This window comes from Jeotgalibacillus terrae, assembly GCF_016908195.1.
Taxonomy (GTDB): Bacteria; Bacillota; Bacilli; order Bacillales; family Jeotgalibacillaceae; genus Jeotgalibacillus; species Jeotgalibacillus terrae.
Genome location: NZ_JAFBDK010000030.1, coordinates 1 through 21,230, shown reverse-complemented (window position 1 = coordinate 21,230; position 21,230 = coordinate 1). Strand labels below are relative to the sequence as shown.

At 44.2% G+C, this 21,230-nt stretch carries 20 protein-coding genes, 20 tRNA genes, 1 rRNA gene and 1 riboswitch; of the genes, 7 read left to right on the top strand and 34 right to left on the bottom strand.

Features of this window, described 5'->3' with window-relative positions:
- Positions 1-262 precede the first annotated feature (262 nt).
- Positions 263-1,462 (bottom strand): methionine adenosyltransferase, encoded by a 1,200-nt coding sequence (metK, locus tag JOD21_RS18380; protein WP_204730952.1) that lies wholly within the window; start codon positions 1,460-1,462, stop codon positions 263-265.
- Positions 1,463-1,620: 158 nt separating this feature from the next.
- Positions 1,621-1,760, bottom strand: a riboswitch (SAM riboswitch).
- A gap of 547 nt (positions 1,761-2,307) precedes the next feature.
- On the opposite strand from metK, the gene pckA reads away from it, so the two are divergent.
- Positions 2,308-3,900, top strand: a complete 1,593-nt coding sequence (gene pckA / locus JOD21_RS18375; RefSeq protein WP_204730951.1) for a phosphoenolpyruvate carboxykinase (ATP) — start codon at positions 2,308-2,310, stop codon at positions 3,898-3,900.
- Between the two features lie 32 nt (positions 3,901-3,932).
- Here the strand turns inward: pckA and JOD21_RS18370 are convergent, their stop codons facing one another.
- The 3 genes from JOD21_RS18370 to ytkD are packed head-to-tail and all read right to left on the bottom strand — an operon-like array spanning position 3,933 to position 5,446.
- Positions 3,933-4,175 carry a DUF2584 family protein gene (locus tag JOD21_RS18370; protein WP_204730950.1) on the bottom strand — a complete coding sequence of 81 codons (243 nt, stop codon included), beginning with the start codon at positions 4,173-4,175 and terminating at the stop codon, positions 3,933-3,935.
- A gap of 4 nt (positions 4,176-4,179) precedes the next feature.
- Entirely contained in the window at positions 4,180-4,905 is a 726-nt protein-coding gene (locus tag JOD21_RS18365; protein WP_204730954.1) for an alpha/beta hydrolase family protein, read from the bottom strand.
- Between the two features lie 55 nt (positions 4,906-4,960).
- On the bottom strand, positions 4,961-5,446 hold the full coding sequence (gene ytkD / locus JOD21_RS18360; protein WP_204730949.1) for an RNA deprotection pyrophosphohydrolase: 486 nt from the start codon (positions 5,444-5,446) through the stop codon (positions 4,961-4,963).
- Positions 5,447-5,535: 89 nt separating this feature from the next.
- On the opposite strand from ytkD, the gene JOD21_RS18355 reads away from it, so the two are divergent.
- On the top strand, positions 5,536-6,390 hold the full coding sequence (locus JOD21_RS18355) for a DUF6612 family protein (RefSeq protein WP_204730948.1): 855 nt from the start codon (positions 5,536-5,538) through the stop codon (positions 6,388-6,390).
- Between the two features lie 220 nt (positions 6,391-6,610).
- On the opposite strand, the gene JOD21_RS18350 is transcribed toward JOD21_RS18355, so the two are convergent.
- Positions 6,611-6,958: a hydrolase gene (locus JOD21_RS18350; protein WP_204730947.1), complete on the bottom strand. Its 348-nt coding sequence runs from the start codon at positions 6,956-6,958 to the stop codon at positions 6,611-6,613.
- A gap of 131 nt (positions 6,959-7,089) precedes the next feature.
- Here JOD21_RS18350 and JOD21_RS18345 point away from each other — a divergent pair, with 131 nt between their 5' ends.
- Positions 7,090-7,323, top strand: a complete 234-nt coding sequence (locus JOD21_RS18345) for a DUF6154 family protein (protein WP_204730946.1) — start codon at positions 7,090-7,092, stop codon at positions 7,321-7,323.
- Positions 7,324-7,397: 74 nt separating this feature from the next.
- Here the strand turns inward: JOD21_RS18345 and JOD21_RS18340 are convergent, their stop codons facing one another.
- The gene (locus tag JOD21_RS18340; protein WP_041122978.1) at positions 7,398-7,586 is read right to left on the bottom strand and encodes a putative motility protein; all 189 of its coding nucleotides are present in this window, start codon (positions 7,584-7,586) and stop codon (positions 7,398-7,400) included.
- A 74-nt stretch (positions 7,587-7,660) separates the two neighbouring features.
- The gene (locus JOD21_RS18335) at positions 7,661-8,107 is read right to left on the bottom strand and encodes a Dps family protein (protein ID WP_204730945.1); all 447 of its coding nucleotides are present in this window, start codon (positions 8,105-8,107) and stop codon (positions 7,661-7,663) included.
- Positions 8,108-8,241: 134 nt separating this feature from the next.
- Here JOD21_RS18335 and yidD point away from each other — a divergent pair, with 134 nt between their 5' ends.
- On the top strand, positions 8,242-8,481 hold the full coding sequence (yidD, locus tag JOD21_RS18330) for a membrane protein insertion efficiency factor YidD (protein WP_204730944.1): 240 nt from the start codon (positions 8,242-8,244) through the stop codon (positions 8,479-8,481).
- A 92-nt stretch (positions 8,482-8,573) separates the two neighbouring features.
- Positions 8,574-9,614, top strand: coding sequence for a metal ABC transporter solute-binding protein, Zn/Mn family (locus JOD21_RS18325; protein WP_204730943.1), 1,041 nt, complete (start codon positions 8,574-8,576; stop codon positions 9,612-9,614).
- Between the two features lie 43 nt (positions 9,615-9,657).
- On the opposite strand, the gene menC is transcribed toward JOD21_RS18325, so the two are convergent.
- The 6 genes from menC to JOD21_RS18295 all read right to left on the bottom strand — a co-directional run bounded on the left by menC (position 9,658) and on the right by JOD21_RS18295 (position 16,990).
- On the bottom strand, positions 9,658-10,761 hold the full coding sequence (gene menC / locus JOD21_RS18320; RefSeq protein ID WP_204730942.1) for an o-succinylbenzoate synthase: 1,104 nt from the start codon (positions 10,759-10,761) through the stop codon (positions 9,658-9,660).
- A complete protein-coding gene (locus JOD21_RS18315; RefSeq protein ID WP_239581692.1) occupies positions 10,748-12,172 on the bottom strand; it encodes an o-succinylbenzoate--CoA ligase in 1,425 nt (474 codons plus the stop codon). The genes menC and JOD21_RS18315 overlap by 14 nt, the downstream gene beginning before the upstream one ends.
- Positions 12,173-12,234: 62 nt before the next feature.
- Positions 12,235-13,053: a 1,4-dihydroxy-2-naphthoyl-CoA synthase gene (gene menB, locus JOD21_RS18310; RefSeq protein ID WP_039810599.1), complete on the bottom strand. Its 819-nt coding sequence runs from the start codon at positions 13,051-13,053 to the stop codon at positions 12,235-12,237.
- 16 nt (positions 13,054-13,069) lie between these two features.
- Positions 13,070-13,897 carry a 2-succinyl-6-hydroxy-2,4-cyclohexadiene-1-carboxylate synthase gene (menH, locus tag JOD21_RS18305; RefSeq protein ID WP_338032933.1) on the bottom strand — a complete coding sequence of 276 codons (828 nt, stop codon included), beginning with the start codon at positions 13,895-13,897 and terminating at the stop codon, positions 13,070-13,072.
- Complete coding sequence (gene menD / locus JOD21_RS18300) at positions 13,890-15,599, bottom strand: 2-succinyl-5-enolpyruvyl-6-hydroxy-3-cyclohexene-1-carboxylic-acid synthase (RefSeq protein WP_204730939.1); 1,710 nt, start codon at positions 15,597-15,599, stop codon at positions 13,890-13,892. The genes menH and menD overlap by 8 nt, the downstream gene beginning before the upstream one ends.
- Positions 15,596-16,990 (bottom strand): isochorismate synthase, encoded by a 1,395-nt coding sequence (locus tag JOD21_RS18295; RefSeq protein WP_204730938.1) that lies wholly within the window; start codon positions 16,988-16,990, stop codon positions 15,596-15,598. Before JOD21_RS18295 ends, menD begins: the two co-directional genes overlap by 4 nt.
- A gap of 254 nt (positions 16,991-17,244) precedes the next feature.
- Between JOD21_RS18295 and JOD21_RS18290 the strand changes: the two genes are divergently transcribed.
- Entirely contained in the window at positions 17,245-18,156 is a 912-nt protein-coding gene (locus tag JOD21_RS18290) for a 1,4-dihydroxy-2-naphthoate polyprenyltransferase (protein ID WP_338032932.1), read from the top strand.
- Between the two features lie 126 nt (positions 18,157-18,282).
- Positions 18,283-18,882, top strand: coding sequence for a TraR/DksA C4-type zinc finger protein (locus tag JOD21_RS18285; protein WP_239581691.1), 600 nt, complete (start codon positions 18,283-18,285; stop codon positions 18,880-18,882).
- A 456-nt stretch (positions 18,883-19,338) separates the two neighbouring features.
- Here JOD21_RS18285 and JOD21_RS18280 read toward each other — a convergent pair.
- The 21 genes from JOD21_RS18280 to rrf form a co-directional block, all read right to left on the bottom strand.
- Positions 19,339-19,410, bottom strand: a tRNA-Glu gene (locus JOD21_RS18280).
- A 3-nt stretch (positions 19,411-19,413) separates the two neighbouring features.
- Positions 19,414-19,504, bottom strand: a tRNA-Ser gene (locus JOD21_RS18275).
- A gap of 8 nt (positions 19,505-19,512) precedes the next feature.
- A tRNA-Asn gene (locus tag JOD21_RS18270) sits at positions 19,513-19,587 on the bottom strand.
- 5 nt (positions 19,588-19,592) lie between these two features.
- A tRNA-Ile gene (locus tag JOD21_RS18265) sits at positions 19,593-19,669 on the bottom strand.
- Between the two features lie 6 nt (positions 19,670-19,675).
- A tRNA-Gly gene (locus JOD21_RS18260) sits at positions 19,676-19,749 on the bottom strand.
- Between the two features lie 10 nt (positions 19,750-19,759).
- Positions 19,760-19,835 (bottom strand) — tRNA-His (locus JOD21_RS18255).
- A gap of 16 nt (positions 19,836-19,851) precedes the next feature.
- Positions 19,852-19,924: transfer RNA gene (locus JOD21_RS18250), tRNA-Phe, on the bottom strand.
- Between the two features lie 6 nt (positions 19,925-19,930).
- Positions 19,931-20,006 (bottom strand) — tRNA-Asp (locus tag JOD21_RS18245).
- An 8-nt stretch (positions 20,007-20,014) separates the two neighbouring features.
- Positions 20,015-20,088, bottom strand: a tRNA-Met gene (locus JOD21_RS18240).
- Positions 20,089-20,106: 18 nt separating this feature from the next.
- Positions 20,107-20,199 (bottom strand) — tRNA-Ser (locus JOD21_RS18235).
- 14 nt (positions 20,200-20,213) lie between these two features.
- Positions 20,214-20,290, bottom strand: a tRNA-Ile gene (locus tag JOD21_RS18230).
- Positions 20,291-20,300: 10 nt separating this feature from the next.
- Positions 20,301-20,377: transfer RNA gene (locus JOD21_RS18225), tRNA-Met, on the bottom strand.
- 29 nt (positions 20,378-20,406) lie between these two features.
- Positions 20,407-20,482, bottom strand: a tRNA-Ala gene (locus JOD21_RS18220).
- Positions 20,483-20,504: 22 nt separating this feature from the next.
- Positions 20,505-20,581 (bottom strand) — tRNA-Pro (locus JOD21_RS18215).
- Positions 20,582-20,611: 30 nt separating this feature from the next.
- A tRNA-Arg gene (locus tag JOD21_RS18210) sits at positions 20,612-20,688 on the bottom strand.
- 11 nt (positions 20,689-20,699) lie between these two features.
- Positions 20,700-20,771, bottom strand: a tRNA-Gly gene (locus tag JOD21_RS18205).
- Between the two features lie 10 nt (positions 20,772-20,781).
- Positions 20,782-20,866 (bottom strand) — tRNA-Leu (locus tag JOD21_RS18200).
- Between the two features lie 13 nt (positions 20,867-20,879).
- Positions 20,880-20,955, bottom strand: a tRNA-Lys gene (locus JOD21_RS18195).
- Between the two features lie 8 nt (positions 20,956-20,963).
- A tRNA-Thr gene (locus JOD21_RS18190) sits at positions 20,964-21,039 on the bottom strand.
- Positions 21,040-21,044: 5 nt separating this feature from the next.
- A tRNA-Val gene (locus tag JOD21_RS18185) sits at positions 21,045-21,120 on the bottom strand.
- A 15-nt stretch (positions 21,121-21,135) separates the two neighbouring features.
- Positions 21,136-21,230 (bottom strand): 5S ribosomal RNA (gene rrf / locus JOD21_RS18180); the annotation flags it as partial.

Here is a 21,230-nt window from a genome sequence, read left to right as displayed (position 1 = left end):
AGCTTGATTGAACACGTTGGTTACATATTTGATTTCCTTCATTTTGTCACGGAAGGCTAGACAACAGAAGGTGTGGTTCGTTTGACGCTTACGAATACATGACTGTGTTCTTAGAATAACTGTTGATGTTCATCGAATAAGCCGGGTGTTTCAAAGAATCTCAAGCCACTTTCTCAGAAAAGTGTAATATGACCTATGTCCTCCAATATAAAAAATCCGGAATATATCATGAAAGATATATTCCGGACGGATTGTTTTCATATTAAGCGTTAGCATCCTTCTTCAAAGCACCAGCTTTATCTGTTCTTTCCCATGGAAGGTCAAGATCATTACGGCCGAAGTGACCATAAGCAGCTGTTTGCTTATAGATCGGACGGCGCAGATCAAGCATTTTGATAATGCCTGCCGGGCGAAGGTCAAAGTGGTTACGGATTAAGTCAACCAGTGTATCTTCATCCACAGTACCTGTTCCGAATGTGTTAACTGAGATCGATACAGGCTGTGCTACGCCGATTGCGTATGCAAGCTGTACTTCACATTTATCAGCAAGGCCGGCTGCTACGATGTTCTTTGCAACGTAACGTGCTGCATAAGCACCTGAGCGGTCAACCTTTGTTGCATCCTTACCAGAGAATGCACCGCCGCCGTGACGTGCATATCCACCGTATGTATCTACGATGATTTTACGGCCAGTCAGACCTGCGTCTCCCTGAGGTCCGCCGATTACAAAGCGGCCTGTCGGATTAATAAAGTATTTTGTTTCTTCATCGATCAGCGCTGCAGGAACAACGTGGTTGATCACGTGTTCTTTCAGGTTGCGCTGGATCTGCTCAAGACTTACTTCCGGATGGTGCTGTGTAGAGATAACGATTGTGTCTACACGTACCGGCTTGTCATTTTCATCATACTCAACTGTCACCTGTGTTTTACCATCAGGACGAAGGTATGGAAGGATGTCTTCCTTACGCACTTCAGTCAGACGGCGTGACAGTTTGTGAGCAAGTGAGATTGGAAGCGGCATCAGTTCAGCCGTTTCGTTATTCGCATAACCGAACATCAGACCCTGATCACCTGCACCGATTGATTCGATTTCAGCGTCAGTCATCTGGCTTTCACGATCTTCAAGTGCACGGTCCACACCTGCTGCAATATCAGCTGACTGCTCATCGATAGAAGTCAGGACAGCACACGTATCAGCATCAAAGCCGTACTTAGCGCGTGTATAACCGATTTCCTTGATCGTTTCACGTACGATCTTAGGGATATCTACATAAGTAGAAGTTGAGATTTCTCCCGCTACAAGCACAAGTCCTGTTGTAACAGAAGTTTCGCAAGCCACACGGGCATTTGGATCATCTTTCAGAATTGCATCAAGAATTGAATCAGAAATCTGATCACAGATTTTATCCGGATGTCCCTCAGTTACGGACTCGGATGTAAATAAACGACGTTTTACAGACATATAAGTCTCCTCCTTGTGAAGCAAATAGTCGACGGTACTCATTACCCTTAGAGATCGAACGTTAACCTACCAGATCATCCAAGTTTCGGCGTAAAATAAAAGAAACCTTTCCCCCTATGGATAGTCGAGGAAAGGTTCAATAGTCAGTCAGCCTTTCACTCTTATCGTTCAAGACGCGTGTCTTGCTCCAGGTTAGCACCTTCGCTCTAAATATTGGACCGCAAAAGCATGAAGCTTTTTTGCAGAGCAGGTTGCTGGGTTTCATAGGGCCTGTCCCTCCACCAGCTCGGGATAAGAGTATCCGTTCAAAAAACTATCATACGGAAATGAAACACTGTTGTCAATCATAAGATGTCATATACTTAAAAGTAAAGCGCTCTGTTAAAGATGGCTGGTGATTTCCGCTTCAGGGGGAACGCTTTCCGCTTCAGGGGGAACGCTTTCCGCTTCAATCAACAGCTGTGCTAAAACATCATTGGTCTTTAACATAACCTTTAGTAATAAGTTCACTGTTCATTGTATTGTATTTAAATTAAATTACTCAGTCAAAAAACATTCTATTGTTTAATGAAGTCAAAGGTGAACGAAGCGGAAGGCGGTGACTCCGGAGCGATAAGTGGGACAGCTGAGACCCCGCAAGCGAAGCTGAGGAGGCTCAGCGACCGCCGCTCGGAAAGCACCGCCTGCAGCGCAGTGAACCGGTTATTATGTACTTACATCTATCACTATTCTGTCTAATTTAAGAATTTTTTACGAAATCACCAATTAGTATAGACTATTGATTTGAATGTGTTATACTAATTTCGAACAAAGGTGAATGACTTACTGAAAAGGTGGGAGATCATATGACAACAATCCGAAACACTTCAGAACTGAAAGAATTATTGATGAGTGAACGCGTAAATAAAAACCTATCTGTGCCCCAGCTCGTTGAGAAAGTTTTAATGAGAGAAGAAGGCACATTAACCTCTACTGGTGCTGTCAAAGCTGAAACAGGCACATATACAGGCCGCTCCCCTAAAGACAAATTCATTGTCGATGAGCCTTCCGTGCGCAACAAGATTGACTGGGGTAAAGTCAATCAGCCGATTTCTGAAGAATCATTTGACCGCCTTTATACAAAAGTCCTGAACCATTTAGGTGAAAAAGAAGAACTGTTTGTATTCGAAGGCTTTGCAGGAGCAGATGCAGCTTCAAGACTGCCGATCCGCGTCGTGAATGAACGTGCGTGGCATAATCTGTTTGCCCATCAGCTGTTTATCCGTCCTGAAAAAGGAGAACAGTGGAGCAGCCAGAATGAAGCGCCATTTACAATTTTATCAGCACCTTCATTAAAAGCTGATCCTGAAACTGACGGAACAAGATCCGAAACATTCATTATCGTCTCATTTGAACAGCGTACGATCTTAATCGGGGGTACGGAATACGCAGGTGAGATGAAAAAGTCTATTTTCTCTGTCATGAACTATCTGCTTCCACAAAATGATATCCTGCCGATGCACTGTTCTGCTAATGTTGGCGCTGAGGGTGATGTTGCTTTATTCTTCGGTCTGTCAGGTACTGGTAAAACAACACTTTCAGCTGATGCAGACCGTAAGTTAATTGGTGATGATGAGCATGGCTGGTCAGATAACGGTGTCTTTAATATCGAAGGTGGCTGCTATGCGAAATGCATTAACCTGTCAGAGGAAAAAGAGCCGCAGATCTTTGATGCGATCCGATTCGGTTCAGTCCTTGAAAATGTTGTACTCGACTCTGAAACGCACGAAGCAGACTATGATGATTCAAGCTTAACTGAAAACACGCGTGCTGCTTATCCGCTTCAGGCAATGAAAAACATTGTGGATCCTAGCAGAGCTGGTCACCCGAATACAATTGTATTTTTAACAGCAGATGCATTTGGTGTACTGCCTCCAATCTCTAAGTTGACAAAAGAACAGGCAATGTATCACTTCTTAAGCGGCTATACATCAAAACTTGCCGGAACTGAAAGAGGTATCACTGAACCTGAAGCAACCTTCTCAACGTGCTTCGGATCACCTTTCCTTCCACTTGAGCCCACTGTATATGCTGAAATGCTCGGTAAAAAGCTTGAAGAACATGATGCAGAAGTCTTTCTTGTTAACACAGGCTGGACAGGCGGCGCTTACGGCACAGGCTCACGCATGAAGCTTGCTTACACAAGAGCAATGGTCAGAGCCGCGCTTCACGGTGAACTTGCAAATGCTGAAACTGCTAAAAACGGACTGTTTGGACTTGAAACACCACTTCACGTACCAGGTGTGCCTGATGATGTCCTTCAGCCGCGCTTTGCCTGGAAGAACGAAAGCGACTACGAGAAAAAAGCGATGGAGCTTGCGATGAAATTCAAAGAGAACTTCAAAAAATTCACAAGCGTTGATGAAAGCATTGCCCGCCTCGGCGGCCCGGTCGTATAATTAAAAAATGCGTATCAGCTGATACGCATTTTTTAATTTGTTGATTCCAATGCCTTCATCTCAAAATATATAACCGTTTTTTCTTGGCTCCATTCAAGCTTATAAATCTCTGCCACGCCGCGCACTTCACCGGCTATTGTGTTTTTCACTTCCAGCGGTACATGCATCGGATACAGTCTGTATTCACTTTTCTCAAGCTTAAAAAAGTTATTTTCAATTCTTTCTTCCCGACCCTTGGTGACGATCATTGTATTTAATTCTAACGGCATTCCCATATACTCATCTCCTTTGCTGTTTCATCCACGCAGTCAGCTTCTTAACTGTAGCGATATTTTCAAGCGGCGGATACATGTGATCATATGTCTGATGGTACCAGCTCTCAACCGGTTTGTCGTGCTCTTTCAGTTTTTCTTCCAGCTGATAAGCATGATCAGGTGATACATTGTCATCCTGCTCCCCATGAATGATTAAAACCGGGCACTTAATTTTGCTGACTTCATGCAACGGCGTGCGCCAGGCATAGGCTTTCGGGGATTTCGAAGGTGAACCGCCGATTACCCGTTTCATCATCCTGCGCATATCTTTTCGCTCTCTGTAAGTAAGGACCATGTCCGAAACCCCGTTCCAGGTCACAATTGAGGTCACCGTCTGATCTTCAATGCCTGTTAAAAGTGCCATGACACCTCCTCTTGAAAAGCCGAAAACGTGCAGTGCACCTGAAAATGAAGAATGGTTTCTAATAATGATATTTCCATTTACCGCATCCATCCTGTCATCACCGGCGAAATCTTCATTCCCTTCCCCGCCTCGGTTGCCACGGTAATAAGGTGCAAAGACGATAAATCCCTGCTGAGCGAACTGTGCAATTCTTGAAGGCCTGACCATACCGATTCCTTTGATTCCTCCGCGCAAATATAAAAACCCATCGTAGACTCCTTTTTTTACCGGTTCAGCAAGAAGCCCCTTTACTCTCAGCCCTTCAGACCAGTAAAGTATTTCATGCATCACCACTTCAGGATTAGGCGAAGGGTACAGCTGTCGTCTGATAATGCGGCCATTCTCAGCCAAGCTCTCGTCCTCCTTCCTGAAACTTTTGGATATATTCAATCGAAATTTTCACTGTATCATCTTTCATAATAAAACTGAATGCGTCTTTAAACCTTTCAGATAACAGCTCTCCTGTCACCATAACCGGTCCATCTGTTTCATGGTAATCTTTTTTTGGAGTAAGAGAAGTAAGCTCTGTATAATAGACCGACTTGATAATCACAGGAGATGTATCCACCTTATACTGACCTACAGAAATCAGTTCCCCTGTTTCTCCGCCAAGCTCTTCCATCACTTCTCTTCTAGCTGCATCTTCAGTAGATTCACCCTGTTCAACCTTACCACCCGGAAACTCATAGCCTCTTTTTTTATGCTGAGTCAGCACCCACTGTCCGTTATAGCGTGTTAAAATGAGTACATGGGCAGGCGATTTGGAAAAATAATCAGATTGGTGAGAATATGTAACAGTAAAACCATTTTCATCTTTAAATTGATACATAGGATTCACCTGCTTTCAAAAAATTGAAACTTTTTGGATATGAATTCGTATTTAAGTGAAGGAACAAAATAAATATTGGAGCTGATCAGATGAATAAACCTCTATTGTTTACAACCGCTGTTTTAACTTTATCCCTTGCAGCCTGTACTGAAACCGCTGAACCGGCTGAAGGCAGTAAAGAGACATCTTCACTTTCACTCGAAGAAGTGTACACTAAGGCAATTGAGAAGAACAATGACATAGAAAGTGTTAAAAGTTCAGCTGTGCTGAATCAGACGGTTACGATTGGCAGTGAAGATCCTGTTCATACAGTGTCAGAAATCGATATGACCATTTTTAATGATCCGCTGGTAACCCATCAGATTAATACGACTGACATGAGTGGGGCAGCCGCTGAAGATGCAGCTTCCCAAAGCTATACATCAGAGTCGTATATGACAGAAAATGACTTTTATATGAAAGATCCCACTTCAGGCCAATGGCTCAAGCTTCCTGCAGAAATGACAGAGCAGCTCATGGCAGTGAATGAATCACAGACTAATCCTGCGAGTGAACTTCAAACACTTGAAACCTATCTTGATGACTTCTCATTTGAACAGGATGATGATAGCTTTATTTTAACGCTGAATGCCTCTGGAGAAAAGTTTAGCGATATGCTGATGGAGCAGGCAGGTCAATTTTTACCTGAACTTGATTTCGGGATCCCGGCAGAAACATTATTCCAGAACACGACTTTTGAAGATGTCGTATATGTTATTACGATTGATAAAGATACATTTTATATTGAATCACTTGATCTGGATATGACAATGAATATGGAATTTGCAGAACAATCATTAGCTATCGACCAGTCACTTGAGTCTGAATACATGGACTATAACGCAATCGACGAACTCAAAGTCCCGCAGGAAGTCATCGATTCAGCTGAAGAGATTGACATGTAATCATTTATTACACGATAAAATATCAGTATTTATTTAATACTGACTGAGGGGAACGAAGCGGAAGGCGGTGACTCCAGCAGGAGAAGCGTGACAGCTGAGACCCCACAGGCGCAAAGCGCCGAGGAGGCTCAGCGCACGCCCTGCGGAAAGCACCGCCTGCAGCGCAGTGAGCCGGTTACTGGAAAAGAAACAGAGGCTGGGACAATGCCCAGCCTCTGTTTTACACTTCTTTATCAATATAAGGATGCTCCTCAGTCGGCGGCTTAAGCCCCATTGTTTTGATATGATTACGGGCCTCTTCATCTCCAATTTCCCCGATCAGCCTGTAGATTTTAATTAACAGATTATCCGACTCCTGATTAGGTCCGTCTACATGATAAGGTACCGATGGCATCTGACCGATCAGAAAGCCTTCCATTTCACTCTCTTCGTTCCGATCAAACAGTATTCTTAGCTTAGTAATTTCATCGTCAGTCGCATTGACTACAAATTCATACGGTGAATCCGTACCGCTTCTTAAAATTTCACGTCTACCTACAGAAACATAATACGTGTTTTTATTATCCATAAGTCCCCTCCTCACCATTCAGTATGTCCAATACCCTTTATATTCATGATTAGAATTAACTGACCTGGGTATAGTGGTAATGAGACCTGGGAACTATGGATATCCTGCACATTTGAAAGGAGGACAACAACATGAAGCTTGTGGATGAGATCTTTGAAATGTATAAAGGTAAAATCCGTGGCAGTCAGGAAGATCTTGATATGATCGCTTTTACAATATTGGAGCAGTTGGATCACCGCGAACTGTTAGAAATGGTAAAAGAGCTGTCTGAAGACGAGCTTGCTTATTTTATACGTCTATACATAGTTGAATCGCTTAAAGGAAGGCTCGAACGCCTTGAAGATACAAAACCGTTTTATCATTAATAAAAACTTTTTAATTGCTGACCATTTAATAAAAAACCCGGGACACTGCAACTAATGCAATGTCCCGGGTTTTCTCATCCCTTCAGATCAATCGCGTGACCTTTATGGGGATGGGGAGCTGGTGTGCCTCCCTGGTTATTCATTGTCTCAAGCATAGCCACAGCACCTGCCGCCTGCTGCGAGAGTGCACTGTTCATAATACCAAGACTTGCTGTATGCTGCATCTGGGCAGCCTGTTTTGCCATCATTGAAGAGATTTCCATCCAATCACTACTTTAGACTATCCTACCATATGGCACCCGAAAAGGCACCGCTCAAAAAAGCGGTGCCTGAGATCTTATTGGCCAAGGAATGAACGTAACATCCATGCATGCTTTTCAAGACTCTGATGGATAGACAGCAGCATATCGCTGGTCATTTCATCATCATCTTTCTGAGCGAGTTCCATCCCGGTCTTCAAGTCATTCATCAGAATTTCAAAGTCATTGTTAAGTGATTCTACCATTTCATCAGCTTTCTCCCCGCCATTTGCCTCTTTCACAAGTGAGATCTCAAGAGACTCTTTCAGCGTGGCAACCGGTTCTCCTTTCAAAGCAAGCAATCTTTCCGCCAGCTCATCAATATGGATCGCAGCTTCGTTATACAATTCTTCAAACTTTTCATGTAGTGTAAAGAATTGATGGCCCTTTACATACCAGTGATAATTATGTAGCTTCGTATACATCACTGTCCAGCTGGCAATTTGTTTATTTACGTTTTTTACTAATTCAGGATTTGTACTCATTTTAATCATCCTTTCAAATAGGTTCTATCTTATTTTTTACCACGAGCCATCGAATCTAAACGTGTGAGCATACTGTCGCCTGTTTGAATGTTGACGTGCTACACTGTAAGTAATGGAACATTCGAGGTGATACGATGAAGAAAATAATGCTAGCGATGATCCGCTTTTATCAAAAAGGGATTTCTCCCTTAACCCCGCCGAGCTGCCGTTTTTATCCCACCTGCTCACAGTACGGGATAGAAGCGATCCAAAAACATGGAGCTTTCAAGGGCGGACTGATGACGGCGATCCGAATTTCAAAATGCCACCCCCTTCACCCGGGCGGTGTTGACCATGTACCTGAAAAGTGGCCGTCAGGAAGAAAAAATTCCTGACAGTTTCCTCTTGCAATTAATATGATTTCATAGTAAAGTTACGATTGTTGATTTACAAATCGTAATTATTACTATTTATCAAGAGGTGCGAAATGAAAAAGAAATCATTACTTATGCTGGCTGCTGTTACCCCGTGGATACTTGCGGGATGTAATACCGGGGACAATGAAGCTGAAAATAATGAAAATACACTTGAAGTTTATACAACCGTTTATCCTTTACAATATTTCACAGAAGAAATCGGCGGAGAATACGTATCAGTCGAAACGATCTATCCTCCCGGAGCTGACGAACACACTTTTGAACCGTCACAAAGAGATATGATTGATCTTGCAGAAGGCGATATCTTCTTCTATATCGGACTTGGCCTTGAAGGCTTTGTTGATAATGCAACTGACGTTCTTGAAAGTGAAGACCTCACAATGGTGGCTGCTGCAGATGCTATAACTGATGAAGAGCTTGAAGCCGGCGCACATGAGCATGAAGAAGAAAGTGCTCATGATGAGGAAGAGCACGCCGAAGATGAGGACCATTCTCATGAAGACGAACATGCCCATGATGAAGAAGAGCATGCTGAAGAAGGACACGAAGGACACAATCATGGGAATACAGACCCTCACGTATGGCTTGACCCTGTCCTGTCACAATCTCTTGCTGAATCTGTAAAGGATACGCTGATTGAAAAAATGCCTGAGCAGGAAGCAGTTTTCACTGAAAATTACGAGAATCTGGTTGAACGCCTTGATGAACTTGATCATCAGTTTGAAGAACTGGCAAGTGATGCTGAATTGAATCAATTCTTCGTTTCCCATGCAGCATACAGCTACTGGGAAAGCCGCTACGGGATTGAGCAGCAGGCAATCGCAGGGATCTCAACAACAGATGAACCATCTCAGCGTGAATTGACTGAACTGATTGAATCAGCGTCTGAACAGAATGTTGAATACCTGCTTGTTGAACAAAATGTTTCATCAAATCTGACAGATGTCATTCAAAGCGAAATCGGTGCTGAAACATTGCCATTGCATAATCTCTCAGTTTTAACAGATGAAGATATCGCAAATGAAGAAACGTATTTTTCACTGATGGAAAGAAACATTGAATCATTGGGGACAGCGATGAGAGCTGAATAGCCATTGATTTTAATAAAAATAGACATTGTTCACGCGACAATGTCTATTTTTTATATTCAAATTTACTAAGCGTCACTTCACCTAATCTCTCCCTATTCAGTTCTACGCCTATTCCGTTTCCTTCAAATGGCTTAACAGTTCCTTCTTTGACAATAAGCTCAGGTACTGTAATATCTTTTGTCCAGTATCTATCTGATGATGAGAGATCTCCAGGGATATTAAAGCCCGGCAGCATAGATAGTGCAACATTATGTGCTCTTGATACACCAAACTCAAGCATTCCTCCGCACCACACCTGAATATCATGTTCGCGACAAAGATCGTGAATCTTCTTCGCTGCTGTCAGTCCCCCCACGCGTCCGATTTTAATATTGATCACCTTACAGCTTTTAAATGTAATGGCATTAACTGCAGTTTCATATGAAGTGATGCTTTCATCCAGACATATCGGAGTCTTCATAACCCGCTGAACTGCAGCATGCTGCGCAAGGTCATCCTGTGAAAAAGGCTGTTCAATCATTTGAAGACCCAGGTCATCAAGTGCTAATAGATCATCTTCAAAACCATTGTAGGCTGAATTCGCGTCAGCAAGAATGGCGATATCAGGAAAGTGTGATTTCAACGTTTGAAGCGGTTTGGTGTCATATCCCGGCCTGATTTTCACTTTAATCCGCTTATAACCCTGTGTAACAGCCAGCTCTGCCTGCTGCAGAAGATCATCCATATCTTTAGAACCGATCGCAACTCCTGCCAGTGCTTCATTTCTGATTCCACCGATCAGATCAGCAAGTGGCTTTCCTTGCTGCTTTGCATATAAATCCCAAACTGCCATATCCAGTGCAGCCTTTGCCATTGGATTACCCCTGACAGAGCTGAAAGTGTCTTCAAGCTGCTCAGGGTGTGTGATCTCATCTTCGAATAATAACGGCAATAAATGATTGCTGATGACAGAAAGACTCGACTCTGCTGTTTCTTCTGTATACCAGGGGGAAGAAAAAGCAACGCCTTCTCCCAGCCCGCAATAACCTTTATCATCGAATAACTCTACAATTAGACCTTCCCGATCTGATACCGTACCAAGACTTGTGTGAAAGGATGTCTTTAACGTCATGCTGATTTTACTGACGACCGCTTTAGTCAGATTCATGATTAATCTCCTCTTTCAGCATTCTTCTGACAAGCTTACCTGAAGCATTTCTTGGCAGTGAATCTGTGAACCTGAATATCTTGGGAACTTTATAAGCAGCAAGCCGTTCTTTTGCATAGCGGATCAATCTCTCTTCATCAATCTGATCAGCGACTACGAGAAATGCAGCAGGGACCTCTCCCCACCTGTCATCTTTTTTCCCGACAACGCCTGCTTCAATTACAGCAGGATGCCCCGCTAAAACAGATTCCACTTCAGCAGGATAGATGTTTTCACCGCCTGAAATAATGAGATCAGAACGTCTGTCTGCGACATAAAGAAACCCTTCTTTGTCAAGATACCCGACATCCCCGGTTTTTAGCCAGTCATTTGAAAAAGGTACAGACTTATCAAGATTCAAATATCCCTTCGTTACGGAAGGCCCTTTTAAGAGAATCTCTCCAATCTCACCTGCCTCACATTCATTTCCGTCAGTATCTAAAATCAGAATTTCTCCCGGAAACAATGGTTTCCCTGAAGAGCCAACCTTTCTTGTAGCGTCTCCTGGTGAGAGGGTTGTGAACTGGGAAGATGTTTCTGTCATGCCATACGACTGAAAGACCGGGATATCTTCATTGTGGCAACGTTCGACCATATGAAGCGGCGCAGGCCCTCCCCCTAGTATCATGCATCTGAAAAACGGGTGATACGGCTCATTCTTTACATCGAGCAGTCTCTGAAGCATCGTGGTGACGACAGATAAAATAGACCCTTTACCACCTGACAGATCAGCATGAATGATCTGTTCATCAAACTTCTCATATAGTTTGATGGCAATCCCATAGATCACACTTCTCATTAAAATAGAGTAACCGCTGATATGAAACAGTGGCACCGTACACATCCAGATATCATCCGGGTTGTGCCCAATATTAAAAGCAGACCCTGCAGCACTTGCATAATGGTTATCATAAGACTGCATGACACCTTTGGGATTACCCGTTGTCCCTGATGTGTACATCAATGAACAGATCTCTTCTTCCTCAAATCTCGTGATCGTATCATTGTTGTTTCTCATACACTCATCAATTGACAGGGCTGTTTCAGTTTTTAAGCTGAACTGCTCCTCATGGAGAACGAGCTGGGCCTGACTGTCCTGTAATTGATAACGCCACTCTTCAGATGTGAGCCTGTTATTGAGCATTAGTACCGGCACACGGATTATTTGCAGAGCATGAATTAAAAAGACAGACTGCGGCTGATTCGTGATCAGCAGCGCGACCGGTTTTTGGTTTTTAATATAAGGTGAAATTTTTTCTGCCAATCTTTGTGCCTCTATGGCCATTTCACTGAACGTCCAGACATCTTCACCTGCGTAAAGACCCGGTTTATCCGGTGAAAGAGCTGCTCTTTTTTCTAACCAGGATGTCATCACACATCCTCCTTTCATGAAAAAATGCCCTGCAGGCCGGAGCATACAGGGCAGTCATCGATTTACGGGAAACGCGGGAACTGACCAAAGTCAGGCTTACGCTTTTCTTTAAAGGCATCGCGGCCTTCTTTTGCTTCATCCGTTGTGTAGTAAAGTAATGTGGCATCTCCTGCAAACTGCTGAAGTCCTGCAAGGCCATCAGTATCTGCATTCATTGCAGCTTTTACAAATCGAAGTGCAGTCGGGCTCTTTTCAAGCATTTCCTCACACCATTTTACCGTCTCATCTTCAAGCTGGTCTAATGGCACAACTGTGTTGACAAGTCCCATATCAAGCGCTTCTTTTGCATCATACTGACGGCAAAGGAACCAGATTTCACGCGCTTTCTTATGACCGATAATACGTGCAAGGTAACCAGAACCATAACCGGCATCAAATGAACCGACTTTTGGTCCTGTCTGGCCAAAGATGGCATTGTCAGCAGCGATTGTCAGGTCACATACTACGTGCAATACGTGCCCTCCACCTATTGCATATCCTGATACCATTGCAATAACCGGTTTAGGGATTACACGGATCAGACGCTGAAGGTCAAGTACATTCAGACGAGGAATTTCATCTTCACCAACATACCCGCCATGTCCGCGGACGCTCTGGTCTCCACCAGAACAGAATGCTTTATCGCCGACACCTGCAAGGACGATCACACCGACTTTTGAATCATCGCGCGCGTATGCAAAAGCATCGATCAGTTCCATTACAGTTTTCGGACGGAATGCATTACGCACTTCCGGACGATTGATTGAGATTTTTGCAATCCCGTTATACGTTTCGTATAAAATATCTTCATAGTTTCGTTCCTGTACCCATTCACGAGTCATGAAAGAAACCTCCTTGTTATGTAGTTGAGTTTTTAAATAAAAACTCCTTTACTATTGTATCAAATTTTTCCGGCTGTTCCACCTGAATTGCATGCCCGGAATGCAAAATGTTCTCATGCACTGCATTCGGCAGCAGCTTTTCCATCTCCATCGCGATCCGAATGAACTTATGGTCCCACTCTCCTGTCAGCAAAAGAACCGTTTTGTTCAATTTACCGAGCGCATCCCAATAAGACGGCTGACTGCCTGTACCCATGTATCGCAGGCTTGCAGCAAGCCCTTCAGCGCTGTTTTGCAGGCGGCCTTCACGTATTTCCATACGTTTCTCTTCACTCAACTGCTTTTGTGATACAAAAAGAGGAATGCGCTCCCACCGCTCTGTAAACCGCTTAATACCTTCATTTTCTATAAACGAAGCCAGCTCAGCATCACTTTGTCTTCGATCTGCGCGCTCATTTACAGTCTTAAGACCTGGTGAAGCACTTTCTAAGATCAGACTCGTCACAGATTGCGGATAAATGGCAGCGTATGCAAGCGCCGTTCTGCCACCCATGGAATAACCCAGAAACGCGGCCTGATCGATTTTCAGAAAACTGAGAATGTCCCGGATCGCCAGACAGACCTTTTCCATAGAGAAATAGTGTCTGTTCAGCGGTGCCTGTGTCTGGCCGTGACCAGGCAGATCAATCGCGATTACTTGAAAATCACTGCTCATTTCACTTGCAAATCTGTCCCAGCTTTCTGCACTCCCTGTAAAGCCGTGAAGCACAACAATTGGAGCTCCACTTCCACTCACCTTTACATGATAAGCAGCATCATCAACTTTCACAAACACACTATTCACCGGATACTGTCCCCGCGATTTTTTTCCAAAGCTTCCGATGTGCATCCGTATTTTCGGTTCTGTCAGTCATGACTTCAAGGATCCTTGCATTTGGTGATAAATCAGTTAAAGATTGACCGAAATCACTTTTTGTTTCACAGTGTTTGTAATCAATCTCATATAGTTTCGCTGCATGTCCGAAATCCAGTGAAGGCGGTGTTCCAAAGAGCGTTTCAAAGTGCTCCGGTTCAGCAGCTTGGGGAAGAAATGAAAATATCCCACCGCCATTGTTATTCATAATGACGATCTGCAGGTTATTCGGATATTGTTTTGTCACGAGCAGTCCGTTCAAATCATGGAACATGGAAAGGTCGCCAATCAAAAGATACACAGGTCCCTCTTTAACAGATGATAGTCCAAGCGCTGTGGATACCACTCCATCAATACCATTTGCACCGCGGTTTGCCCACAGGTGGAATTGATTCATCCCGCGTACCCAGCACGTATCAACATCACGGATCGGCATACTGTTGCCGGCTACAAGATGAGCGCCATCCGGCAGCGACTGAAGCAGCACTCCGACAGCGGCTCCTTCATCCTGTTCATCACTAATATAGTGCCGGATTTCAGCTTCAGCCTTCGCGTTAATGCTGATCCATTGATCAAGCCATGAACGGTCTGGTTTTCCGCTGACAACAGAAGTCAGCTGAGATGCAAACACTGCTTCATCAGACTCAATATATGCCGTAGCTGATGAAGAAGGATCACGCCATTCAGCACCGGCATCAATCAGCCACTGACTGCCTTCATTCCTTTTTAAAAACTGAGTAAGTGCTTTAGATACCGGCATACCGCCAAAACGAATCACAAGATCAGCAGATAAAAGGTCCTTCATTCTGTCATCTCTTAAAAATGCATCATAACATTCAATCACCTGATGATGATCATTCATGTATGTGCGAAGACCGCTGAGCGGATCTGCAAGCACTGGATACCCTGTAGCTTCTGACAATGTCAATATAGCTTCAACAGCACGTTCGTCCTCAGCAGGTCCTGCTATAATCAGTCCTTTTTCTGTCTGAGATACTTTTTGTGCCAGTACTGAAATCTGGTCCTCATCCAGTTGTTTTTTCGCATGAAAAACAGACGTGAAAGCTGCTTCTCTTTTATCCATTGTCAAATCAGGTGACAGCGGCTCCCTGAAAGGAAAATTCAAATGGACAGGGCCCATTGGTGCTGCCAACGACTTTGCTGCTGCTTTTGCTGCAATTCGGCCTGTATACTGCAGGACATTCATATCTGATTCAGGAAGCGGCATATCGTAGAACCACTTGGCATGCTTACCGTAAAGGTTCAGCTGATCAATCGCCTGCGGGGCCCCATTATCACGCAACTCATGCGGGCGGTCTGCCGTTAACACAATTAATGGTACCCTTGCGTACCGTGCTTCAACTACTGCCGGGAAGTAATTGGCTGCTGCTGTACCTGACGTGCACACGATTGCAACCGGAGACCCGGATGCTTTTGCCATACCCAGCGCATAAAAAGCCGCAGATCGTTCATCAACATTTACATGCGTCTCAATCTGCGGATGTGCCTCAAGCAAATAAGCAAGCGGCGTAGAGCGTGATCCAGGACTGATCACTGCTCTTTTGACGCCGCTTTGATAAAGCTGTTCTATAAATGATGATACATATACAGTCAGATTCTCTCTGTGACTCATGAAATTGTTCCTCCTACTGCTCTCACCATCGGACGCAGCTTAATCAGCGTTTCCTGATACTCACTTTCAGCATCAGAATCCTTCACAACACCACAGCCTGCATACAAGTATGCCTTTTCGCCTGATAAAAGCCCAGATCTGATAGCTACTGCAAACTCTCCATCCCCGACAGCATTCAGCCAGCCGACAGGCGCTGCATAAAATCCGCGGTCCATCTCTTCTTCATCACGAATCATTTCCATCGCCTTATGCGTTGGCGTACCTCCAAGTGCAGGTGTAGGATGCAGTTCTTTCACAAATTCAAGGATGGAAGCACGATCAGTTTTACCCTCTACAGGTGTATAAAGATGTTGTATATCTCTCATTTTCATTAATACCGGCTGCTTTGGCACAGTTAACTGATGACACAGGTCCTCAAGACTCTTAGAAATCATACGGACAACAATCTCATGTTCCCCCAGATTCTTCTGATCATTCAGTAATTCATGTCCAAGCTGCTGATCTTCTTTCATCGTGTTCCCTCTCGCTATAGATCCTGCAAGGCAGGTTGAAAGTACTTTGTTATGATTTTTCTTAATTAACCTCTCAGGCGTTGCCCCGATAAAACAGCTGTCGCCGGCTTCAAAAGAAAATATAAAGCTTTCACTCTGATCATCTCTCAATTTTTCAAGCACAGAGTCAGAACGCTTTTTATCATCAAACTGAACCTTCACTTTTCTTGCGAGCACAACCTTTTCTAGCTCTTTATTGTCAATCCTTTTCACCACTGATGTAATAGAGGATTTCCACCCTTCAGGCTCGTATTCTTTAATTGAGACGACATTTACGTCCTGAATAGTGGTGACTGCTTTATTTAATAATGCTTCCTTCTGCTCCTGCATCCGGTTCCAGACAGATACCGCATTTTCTCCTTTATTAAAGACAATATTCATTGTCAGAAATGCATGACCATACTGATTCACTGTCAGCATAAATGCCGGCAGCTGAAAATATCCCTGCTTAAAAGATGTCCATTCATGACTTTTATCTTTTTCAGGATCAAAAGAAAAGCCACCTAAAATAACAGGTCCACCGTCTGATGCCTCGTTATCAATGACTGCATCTTTTAAAAACGCATTCCACTGGTTACTCAATGCATCAAAGCGGTTTTTATTTTCAATATTAAATGTTCTGGCAGCTCCGGCTCCTGCAAATACAGCTTCAGACTTCGGATCCTGCCAGAAAGTACGCGTACCATGAAAGATAGAATAACCCGCTTCATAAAACTGAAGAGGGTCAATCGCATCGATTTTCATTGTTTTACTATATAAGACAGAACGGTTCGACTTTTCAGCCTTGCTGACCGCCTGTTCAAAAGTTGTAAATCCTTGAGATTGATGTAGGATTCTCACTGTGCTTCCCTCCAAAAAACGCACATTTGTCCGCAGTTTGCTCTCTTAAAGATACACCTCTTTTATCAGCACTGTCAACGAATCGCCATTTTTCAATGCTTTTTTTGAAACTGTTTTCACCACCATATTTTACAGGCTTTTCAAAACAATCTGTTTCTTTTTCTGTAAGCCTAAAAACGATATAATAGAGATAGATATTCATACAAATTTCGCATGTGCGATTTAATCGTAATAGAAAGTTAGGAGAGAATATGATGAGTGAAAGACCTGAACGTGATCAGGGTTGGAGAATCTGGTGGCAGCTTACCCGTCCGCATACGCTGACTGCAGCTTTCGTACCGGTTTTGCTTGGAACAGTACTGGCTTTAAATTATGCAGAAATGGACTGGCTGCTGTTTCTGGCCATGCTGATTGCCAGTATCCTTATCCAGGCTGCTGCTAATATGATCAATGAATACTTTGATTATGTCCGCGGACTTGATAATGAAAACTCAGTTGGAATAGGCGGCGCAATTGTAAGAAATGGAGTTAAGCCCAAAACTGTTATTAACCTGGCTTACGCGCTATTTGGCGTTGCACTTCTGCTCGGCGTGTATATCTGTATGCAAAGTTCATGGTGGATCGCTGTAGTCGGGTTAATCTGTATGGCAGCTGCCTACTTTTATACAGGTGGTCCCATGCCGATTGCCTACACACCATTTGGAGAACTGTCAGCAGGATTCTTTATGGGATTTGTCATTATTTTAATCTCATTTTACATTCAGACAGGAATGATCAATACCATTGCGATGTTTGTTTCAATTCCGGTTTCAATCCTTGTAGGGGCCATCCTGCTTGCTAATAACATCAGAGATCTTGATGGAGATAAAGAAAATGGAAGAAAAACAATTGCAATTCTGCTCGGCCGTAAATATGCAATCTACTTTCTGGCCTCCATGTTCGTTACCGCATATGGCTTTGTGATTGTACTTGTTATAACAGGCGCAGTTACACCATGGATGCTGATCAGTTTCCTCAGTATTCCAAAGGCTGTTAAAGCAACGAAAGGGTTTATCGGCAAAACAAAGCCGATGCAAATGATGCCTGCGATGAAAGCGACGGCTCAGACAAATACTATTTTTGGCTTCCTGCTCTCAATCGGTTTATTAATTGGATATTTTGCATAATTCTAATCCCGCTGAAACTAGCGGGATTTTTTATATGGATACAATCTGAACCACTCAAAAGGTTTTAATTCCTGCAGGAAGGATAAACTGTACTATGTGAAGTACATTCAGGAAGGATGAATATTAATGATTACCAACGAACAGAAAAACACTTTAAAAGATGAACTATATACCCGTAAAAAAGAAATCATTGAGCAAAATAACAATACTGAGGACTACGAGAACACAGAGCTCTCTAATTACGATAACCACCCGGCAGATAATGCCACAGACCTGTTTGAAAGAGAAAAGGATCTCGCGCTTGAAGAACATATACAAAAAGAACTTGATGACATCAATGAAGCTTTAAAAGCGATGGATGAAGGCACATATGGCGTATGTGCAGTCGGAGGAGAAGATATTCCATTTGAAAGACTTGAAGCAATGCCAAGTGCACTGACATGTGTAGAGCATGCTGAGGAGTACAGTAACCAGAATCAGCGCCCTAGTGAAGAATCAGTCATCAGCCCTTCTTCAGATCATCCCTACCGTGGTGAAGATGAGGAAGTAAGAGATTATGAGAACAGCTTTGATGAAGCTGCAAGATATGGAACGTCAGAAACTCCATCTGATATGGCTAATGGTGAAGAAAGTTATGACGATCTATATGAGGAAGATTATGAAGATGAAGATGTTGCCAATGAGATGGATGGCAAGCATAGAAAGATTATGCCTGATGATGAATAAGATTAAAAACCCCCTTTTTCTGTTGTAGAAGGGGGTTCATTTTGTCTACATCTATCAATTTGAAATGATCAATCTTTTTATGATCACCTGACATAAACATCTGCAATAAGAGTAATTCTTTCACTAAGATCATGCTGAAGAAAATAATGACTCTTTGCTGATATGTTGAATGGTTGTGACTTGCAATTCGGGAAATGTGACCTGTATACCGGCAACCTGGCAATTGTGTCCCGAATCATCTCACATTCCCTCTTCCCATCATATATGTTTTAGCGTAGACGCAGAGCAGACTTTCTCTGAAAGTACAATCAACAGTCAATCTTAGCAAAGTTAATATGTTGTTTATTACGAATGATATTTCGGTAATTAATAAGATATGTAATACCACGTCTATCAGAAAGCAGGCTATAGAAAAAGCAGTACGCTGATGTAATATCAGCATACTGCTTTTTTGGATGACCCGTACGGGATTCGAACCCGTGTTACCGCCGTGAAAGGGCGGTGTCTTAACCACTTGACCAACGGGCCGACTGGCGGAGAAGGAGGGATTTGAACCCTCGCGCCGCTTACACGACCTACACCCTTAGCAGGGGCGCCTCTTCAGCCACTTGAGTACTTCCCCATAAAAAATGGCTCCACAGGTAGGACTCGAACCTACGACCGATCGGTTAACAGCCGATTGCTCTACCACTGAGCTACTGTGGAACGAATGGTGGGCCTAAGTGGACTCGAACCACCGACCTCACGCTTATCAGGCGTGCGCTCTAACCAGCTGAGCTATAGGCCCTTATATTGGAGCGGGTGATGAGAATCGAACTCACGACATCAGCTTGGAAGGCTGAGGTTTTACCACTAAACTACACCCGCACTTTCTGAATGGGGCGACTGATGGGAATCGAACCCACGAATGCCGGAACCACAATCCGGTGCGTTAACCACTTCGCCACAATCGCCATGAAACAACAAAGATGGCTTTGGACGGAATCGAACCGCCGACACATGGATTTTCAGTCCATTGCTCTACCAACTGAGCTACAAAGCCTTAAAATGGCGGTCCCGACCGGGATCGAACCGGCGATCTCCTGCGTGACAGGCAGGCATGTTAACCGCTACACCACGGGACCATAGATAATTGCGGGGGCAGGATTTGAACCTGCGACCTTCGGGTTATGAGCCCGACGAGCTACCGAACTGCTCCACCCCGCGACGATATGAAATTAAAAATGGAGGAGGAAGAGGGATTCGAACCCCCGCGGGCTGTTACACCCCTGTCGGTTTTCAAGACCGATCCCTTCAGCCAGACTTGGGTATTCCTCCGTATAAATATAAAGTGGTGGACCTTGCAGGACTCGAACCTGCGACCGGACGGTTATGAGCCGTCTGCTCTAACCAGCTGAGCTAAAGGTCCTTTATTATATTGGTGGCGGCAGAGGGGATCGAACCCCCGACCTCACGGGTATGAACCGTACGCTCTAGCCAGCTGAGCTACGCCGCCCAATAAATAAAGTGCCTACAAAATACATATGGTGGAGCCTAGCGGGATCGAACCGCTGACCTCCTGCGTGCAAGGCAGGCGCTCTCCCAGCTGAGCTAAGGCCCCATATGATCACAGTTATAAAAGATGGTCGGGAAGACAGGATTTGAACCTGCGACCCCTTGGTCCCAAACCAAGTGCTCTACCAAGCTGAGCTACTCCCCGTCAGTTATGTGTTGTTCTATGTATTTTATATGGCGCGCCCGAGAGGAGTCGAACCCCTAACCTTTTGATCCGTAGTCAAACGCTCTATCCAATTGAGCTACGGGCGCTGAATAGAGTAAGCGGAAGACGAGATTCGAACTCGCGACCCCCACCTTGGCAAGGTGGTGTTCTACCACTGAACTACTCCCGCATAGTAAATATGGTGCGGGTGGAGGGACTTGAACCCCCACGCCTTGCGGCACTAGATCCTAAGTCTAGCGTGTCTGCCAATTCCACCACACCCGCATATGAAATTTCATGGTGAGCCATGAAGGACTCGAACCTTCGACCCTCTGATTAAAAGTCAGATGCTCTACCAACTGAGCTAATGGCTCAAGAAAACTGGTGCCGGCAAGAGGACTTGAACCCCCAACCTACTGATTACAAGTCAGTTGCTCTACCAGTTGAGCTACACCGGCAAAAATGGTGGAGAATGACGGGCTCGAACCGCCGACCCTCTGCTTGTAAGGCAGATGCTCTCCCAGCTGAGCTAATTCTCCACGGTATAAAATACCGCCTAGCGACGTCCTACTCTCACAGGGGGAAACCCCCAACTACCATCGGCGCTGAAGAGCTTAACTTCCGTGTTCGGCATGGGAACGGGTGTGAC

Bases quoted from the DNA above. Each gene is read 5' to 3' on its own strand.
- metK (WP_204730952.1), bottom strand. From the start codon at position 1,462: ATGTCTGTAAAACGTCGTTTATTTACATCCGAGTCCGTAACTGAGGGA.
- pckA (WP_204730951.1), top strand. From the start codon at position 2,308: ATGACAACAATCCGAAACACTTCAGAACTGAAAGAATTATTGATGAGT.
- JOD21_RS18370 (WP_204730950.1), bottom strand. From the start codon at position 4,175: ATGGGAATGCCGTTAGAATTAAATACAATGATCGTCACCAAGGGTCGG.
- JOD21_RS18365 (WP_204730954.1), bottom strand. From the start codon at position 4,905: ATGCATGAAATACTTTACTGGTCTGAAGGGCTGAGAGTAAAGGGGCTT.
- ytkD (WP_204730949.1), bottom strand. From the start codon at position 5,446: ATGTATCAATTTAAAGATGAAAATGGTTTTACTGTTACATATTCTCAC.
- JOD21_RS18355 (WP_204730948.1), top strand. From the start codon at position 5,536: ATGAATAAACCTCTATTGTTTACAACCGCTGTTTTAACTTTATCCCTT.
- JOD21_RS18350 (WP_204730947.1), bottom strand. From the start codon at position 6,958: ATGGATAATAAAAACACGTATTATGTTTCTGTAGGTAGACGTGAAATT.
- JOD21_RS18345 (WP_204730946.1), top strand. From the start codon at position 7,090: ATGAAGCTTGTGGATGAGATCTTTGAAATGTATAAAGGTAAAATCCGT.
- JOD21_RS18340 (WP_041122978.1), bottom strand. From the start codon at position 7,586: ATGGAAATCTCTTCAATGATGGCAAAACAGGCTGCCCAGATGCAGCAT.
- JOD21_RS18335 (WP_204730945.1), bottom strand. From the start codon at position 8,107: ATGAGTACAAATCCTGAATTAGTAAAAAACGTAAATAAACAAATTGCC.
- yidD (WP_204730944.1), top strand. From the start codon at position 8,242: ATGAAGAAAATAATGCTAGCGATGATCCGCTTTTATCAAAAAGGGATT.
- JOD21_RS18325 (WP_204730943.1), top strand. From the start codon at position 8,574: ATGAAAAAGAAATCATTACTTATGCTGGCTGCTGTTACCCCGTGGATA.
- menC (WP_204730942.1), bottom strand. From the start codon at position 10,761: ATGAATCTGACTAAAGCGGTCGTCAGTAAAATCAGCATGACGTTAAAG.
- JOD21_RS18315 (WP_239581692.1), bottom strand. From the start codon at position 12,172: ATGACATCCTGGTTAGAAAAAAGAGCAGCTCTTTCACCGGATAAACCG.
- menB (WP_039810599.1), bottom strand. From the start codon at position 13,053: ATGACTCGTGAATGGGTACAGGAACGAAACTATGAAGATATTTTATAC.
- menD (WP_204730939.1), bottom strand. From the start codon at position 15,599: ATGAGTCACAGAGAGAATCTGACTGTATATGTATCATCATTTATAGAA.
- JOD21_RS18290 (WP_338032932.1), top strand. From the start codon at position 17,245: ATGAGTGAAAGACCTGAACGTGATCAGGGTTGGAGAATCTGGTGGCAG.
- JOD21_RS18285 (WP_239581691.1), top strand. From the start codon at position 18,283: ATGATTACCAACGAACAGAAAAACACTTTAAAAGATGAACTATATACC.